We start from the raw sequence: 5,420 nt of genomic DNA on the forward strand, positions 1-5,420 counted from the left end.
GTATTCAATATAAATTACTGTTTAATATAATCAATCAGTTTGTCGGCAATCGCAGTATTGTTTTGCGAACCGTAGAAATCTTCAGCACGTTTACCATAGGCAAATACTTGTACATCAATAGCGGTGTGGCCGCCAGTAGTCCAACCTGTGAAGCTGGCATGATTGATAATATCTTTTACTGCAAGTAGTAACGCTTTCTCGCCCATTTTCTTAGCTTGGCTAAGCTTAATGCTGTTTGCATCAGTAAACTCGATATCAGAATACTTTTGCCATACTGCTTTTAAGTCATCGCTTTCAAGTAGATCTTTTGTGATAGTGCCAGCTGTTGCTTTAACACCTTTAACAACGTCTGTTTCCCACTTATATTGACCATGAGCACCAAGTGTTAATCCACCTGTTGAGTGGTCGGCGGTGATAACAAGCAGGGTATCAGGGTTTTTATCTACATACGCTTTTGCTTGTTCAATCGATTTAGCAAAGTCGTCCATTTCGCCCATTGCGCATGCGATGTCGTTTGCATGACCACACCAGTCAATTTGGCTGCCTTCGATCATCACAAAGAAACCTTTGTCGTTTTGACCATCAAGTAAATCAAGCGCTTTAGTTGTCATTTGCGTAAGGCGCGTTGGATTTTCGTCAAGCGCAAACGGTAAACCGACTTCAGCAAATAAACCAAGCGCTGGAACTTGCTTTAAGTCATTCATTGCTGCGAAGTCATCGCTGTACTGATAGCCAGCCGCTTTAAACTCTTCCACTAGATTACGGTCTTTACGAACATAATATTTCGTGCCGCCACCTAGCATTAAATCAACCGGTAATTTACCCGCGATTTTGTTATCGATATAGTCGTTAGCAATTTCGTCGTAGTTACGGCGTGATTCGTTGTGTGAAGCAAAGCTTGCTGGTGTAGCGTGGTTGATTTGCGAAGTAGCTACGAGTGCTGTTGTCATGCCACGCTCTTTAGCAACCTCAAGCATAGTTTTTACTGGCTTTTTATCAGTATCAACGGCAATTGCGCCATTATAACTTTTATGGCCACTGCTTAGAGCTGTTGCACCTGCTGCGCTGTCTGTTACATAGGTATGATCGTCAGGGTAGGTATGTGCCATACCACGCAAAATAGTATCGAAAACAGTTGGGTCAACAACTTTAGTATTTGGATCATCTTTAAAGTAACGATATGCAGTTGTGTACGCCGGGCCCATACCATCACCAATCATATAAATGATGTTTTTTGGTGCTGATTCAGCCATTACTGAGCCTGCTGAGCATAATAATGCTAAAAGACTTAATTTTAATTTCATTGATGTAACCTTATTATTGTGCCCTTATTTATACTGCGAGGATTATTGTATACTAGCCAGACGATAAATAAACGCCTTTAAGTTGAAACGCTTAATAAATAGGAGCAATTGTGCAACCTTTTTCTTTTCAAACTGGCACTCAGGCAATGCATGGCCTAACCTTTGGTCATGGCGAAGAGGTTGTGATTGCCTTACATGGTTGGCTTGATAACGCACATAGTTACATACCTATGTTACAAAATGCGCAGCTAAATCAGTGTTGGTATTGTCTTGATTTTCCTGGCCATGGTTTGTCTGATTGGCGAAGCAGTGACGCTCATTATTACTTTATTGACTACATTGATGACGTCTATAAGTTTATTGAGTCACTTGATGTAACGAAAGTGCATTTAGTTGGCCATTCTATGGGCGCCATGGTTGCTGGCGTTTTTGCTAGTTGCTTCCCTGAAAAGGTCGCATCGGTAAACTTTATTGAGGGGATTGGCTGCGTTACAACTAACAGCAATGAAGTGAGCAGCCAACTTCGAAAAGCAATATTAAATAGAGCGCGGGTAAACAGTAAAGGCCCTCGCGCATTTGACTCAATAGCGCACATTATTAGTGCAAGGCTTGCAAGTGGCGACCTTGAATACCCACAAGCAGAGCTTTTAATGACACGAAATAGTTACGAAAAAGCAGGGAAGTGGTATTTAACAACCGATCCTAAGCTTAAAAATCACTCAGGATTTCGCTTTGATGAGGCGCAATGTATTGCAAGCATCAAACAAATTACCGCACCATGTCAGCTTATCCTAGGGGATAAGGGCTATCCTTTTGTTAGAGATAACCTAGAGGCATATGGTAAATATTACAAGGAGTTAAAAATTCATGAGATACCTGGAGGTCACCATTGCCATATGCAAAGTCCTGCATTAACCTTAGAGCACATTCATGCATTTATTGGGCAGTATAAAGCAAGTTAATTGTATAATTGCACCAAATGTGGGATTATCTGCACCATTAGAGTATTTACTCCATTGAGAAACGGCCTTAGTTAGATTAAGGTTATTAAAAAATATAATTATAAACAGGAGCTAAGAGTGGAAAAAATCTGGCTTAAACGCTACCCAGAAGGTATGCCTGAAACAATCGACCCTGAGCATTATCACTCGCTACTCGACTTGTTTGAAAAAAGTTTTGCTGACTATAGTGACCTTCCAGCCTTTACCAACATGGGTAAAGTGTTGACCTATAGTGAGTTAGACAGTGCTACAAAACGTGTTGCGTCGTACATTCAAAATGATCTTGGTCTGAAAAAAGGCGATAAAGTAGCGGTGATGATGCCGAATCTACTACAAACGCCTGTGACTATTTTAGGCATTCTTCGTGCAGGCTGTGTAGTGGTAAACGTAAACCCACTTTACACCGTGCGTGAATTAGAGCATCAGTTAAATGACTCTGAGTCATCAGCAATTTTCATTCTTGCTAACTTTGCCGATACCCTAGAAAAAGCATTACCAAAAACCAACGTTAAGCACATCGTGGTTACTCAAGTGGGTGATATGGTGGGAGGCCTTAAAAAGCACATCGTTAACTTTGTGGTTAAGCACGTTAAGAAAATGGTGCCTAGCTACACATTGCCAAATGCAATCAAATTTGCAGATGCGCTTGCTGGTAACGAAGAGAGCTACAAAAAGCCAGAGGTTGATTTAAATGACTTAGCATTCTTGCAATACACAGGTGGTACAACGGGTGTATCTAAAGGTGCAATGCTATCGCATGGCAACATGGTTGGTAACCTTGAACAAGTTTCAGGTTGTTTAGACAAAGTATTAGAGCGCGGAAAAGAAGTGGTTATTACGGCACTGCCGCTTTACCACATCTTTGCTCTGACAGCGAACTGCCTAACATTTATGAAATACGGTGGTTTAAACGTACTTATTACAAACCCTCGTGATATGCCTGGCTTTGTAAAAGAGTTAGCACAACACAAATTTACTGCAGTAACGGGTGTAAATACCTTATTCAACGGTTTATTAAATACCCCAGGTTTTGCTGAACTTGATTTCTCAAGCTTAAAAATGTCACTTGGCGGTGGTATGGCGGTACAGCGTCCAGTTGCTGAAAAATGGCAAGCTGTAACGAAAACAAAATTAATGGAAGGTTATGGCCTAACTGAGTGTGCACCACTTGTAACTGTTAGCCCTTACGACCTTGAAGGTTATAACGGTTCAATTGGTTTACCTGCTCCTAGCACTGAAATTAAGCTTATGCTTGAAAATGGTGAAGAAGCAGCAAAAGGTGAGCCAGGCGAGCTTTGGGTTAAAGGCCCACAAGTTATGCAAGGTTACTATAACCGCCCAGATGCAACAGCCGAGTGCTTAAAAGACGGTTGGTTTGCAACAGGTGATATTGCAACTTACGATGATGAAGGCTTCTTCTACATTGTTGATCGTAAGAAAGACATGATTATCGTATCTGGTTTCAACGTGTTCCCAAATGAGATCGAAGAAGTTGTTGCTATGCACGATGGCGTGCTTGAAGTAGCAGCTATCGGTATTCCTCATGAGGTCAGTGGTGAACAAGTTAAAGTTTTTGTCGTGAAAAAAGATCAATCTTTAACTGAAAAAGATATAATAAAGCACTGTCGTGATAATTTAACGAACTATAAGGTGCCTAAACTCGTTGAGTTTAGAGATGAACTACCAAAAACAAACGTTGGTAAGATTCTAAGAAGAGCCTTAAAGGACGAACAAAAATAATTAAAGCCGGCATTAGCCGGCTTTTTTATGGTAATGAAAGGGGTATAAGTGCAATATCAACTGATCGAAACGCAAAATCAATTAAATGATTTTGTAGAAAAAATAACAGGAAAACCGGTACTGGCAATTGATACCGAGTTTATGCGTCGTCGTACGCTTTACCCTGAAGTTGCACTTATTCAAGTATACGATGGTGAGCATTTAGCGTTAATCGACCCACTGGCTGAGTTGTCGCTTTTTGATTTTTGGCAAGTACTTAAAAACCCAGAGGTGTTAAAAGTATTGCATTCACCGTCAGAAGATATTGAAGTGTTTCAAAAATACGCTGGCTTTGTACCAACACCGCTGTTTGATACCCAGTTTGCTCTACAAATACTAGGTCATGGAAACTGCATGGGCTTTGCCCACATGGTTAAAGAGTTGCTTGATATCGAAATTGATAAAAGTGAATCACGCACTAACTGGCTACAGCGCCCACTCACAGAAAAGCAGCTAGATTATGCCGCTGCAGATACGTACCACTTACTGCCTTGTTTTGAAATTATTAAAAAACAAATTGATGAAGCTGGCTTTTTTGACATTGTGATCAGCGAAAGCGAGTTAGTCGCGCAAAAACGTGCTTACCAACCACCAGCAGATCAGCTTTATAAAGATATTAAAAATGCTTGGCAATTACGACCGCACGACTTAGCAGTATTACGCGAACTTGCCGCATGGCGCCGTGAAAAGGCAGAGCGCAAAAACCTCGCGCTTAATTTTGTGGTAAAAGAGCACAACATGGTTGAAATAGCTAAGCGTAAGCCTGCAAGTTTAAATGCGTTACGCAGAGTGCCGGGTGTTGAGCCAATGGAAGTGAACCGTTCGGGCGTAGAAATTTTAAAATGTATTGAGCGTGGTAAAGCCGTTCCTGTAAGCGAACAACCTGCACAATTAAAACGTTTAATCGATTTTCCGGCATATAAAAAAGCCGCTAAAGATATTAAACAAAAAATCACCAAAGCTGCAAAAGAGCAGGGTATTCCTGAAGATGTATTGGCCTCTAAAAAACAGATTAACCAACTGATCAGCTGGAATTGGAAGCTCGATGCAGATGAGCGTAAAGCTGCATCAAAGCCAGATCTATTCAACTCATGGCGCTATGAGTATGTGAAAGACGTACTTAAAGAGTGGCAAAATTAAGTAACTATTTCAAAGGGCTTTTTATACTTTGACTTGCATTAAAAGCCCTGAAACTTACTGCGTTTACGCGTAACCTCTAACCAATGCAGTAAGTTATTATCATATCTTTTAAGTCGTTGTTTTTGTTTCGACGTTAAATAATAAAATGGCGCGAATATAAAATAGCCATGACCAATGATTACCACACAATTAAAAC

At 40.6% G+C, this 5,420-nt stretch carries 4 protein-coding genes; 3 read left to right on the forward strand and 1 reads right to left on the reverse strand.

Features of this window, described 5'->3' with window-relative positions; all coding sequences use genetic code 11:
* Nucleotides 1-14: 14 nt before the first annotated feature.
* Nucleotides 15-1,304 carry an alkaline phosphatase gene (locus tag L1D51_RS20255; RefSeq protein WP_239964658.1) on the reverse strand — a complete coding sequence of 430 codons (1,290 nt, stop codon included), beginning with the start codon at nt 1,302-1,304 and terminating at the stop codon, nt 15-17.
* 110 nt (nt 1,305-1,414) lie between these two features.
* Between L1D51_RS20255 and L1D51_RS20260 the strand changes: the two genes are divergently transcribed.
* The 3 genes from L1D51_RS20260 (at nt 1,415) to rnd (ending at nt 5,224) form a co-directional block, all read left to right on the forward strand.
* Nucleotides 1,415-2,266 (forward strand): alpha/beta fold hydrolase, encoded by an 852-nt coding sequence (locus tag L1D51_RS20260; RefSeq protein ID WP_239964660.1) that lies wholly within the window; start codon nt 1,415-1,417, stop codon nt 2,264-2,266.
* A gap of 117 nt (nt 2,267-2,383) precedes the next feature.
* On the forward strand, nt 2,384-4,045 hold the full coding sequence (gene fadD, locus L1D51_RS20265) for a long-chain-fatty-acid--CoA ligase FadD (RefSeq protein ID WP_239964661.1): 1,662 nt from the start codon (nt 2,384-2,386) through the stop codon (nt 4,043-4,045).
* A 48-nt stretch (nt 4,046-4,093) separates the two neighbouring features.
* Nucleotides 4,094-5,224 carry a ribonuclease D gene (gene rnd / locus L1D51_RS20270; RefSeq protein ID WP_054552031.1) on the forward strand — a complete coding sequence of 377 codons (1,131 nt, stop codon included), beginning with the start codon at nt 4,094-4,096 and terminating at the stop codon, nt 5,222-5,224.
* The last annotated feature ends 196 nt before the right edge of the window (nt 5,225-5,420 follow it).

This window comes from Pseudoalteromonas shioyasakiensis (genome assembly GCF_022398475.1).
GTDB lineage: Bacteria > Pseudomonadota > Gammaproteobacteria > Enterobacterales > Alteromonadaceae > Pseudoalteromonas.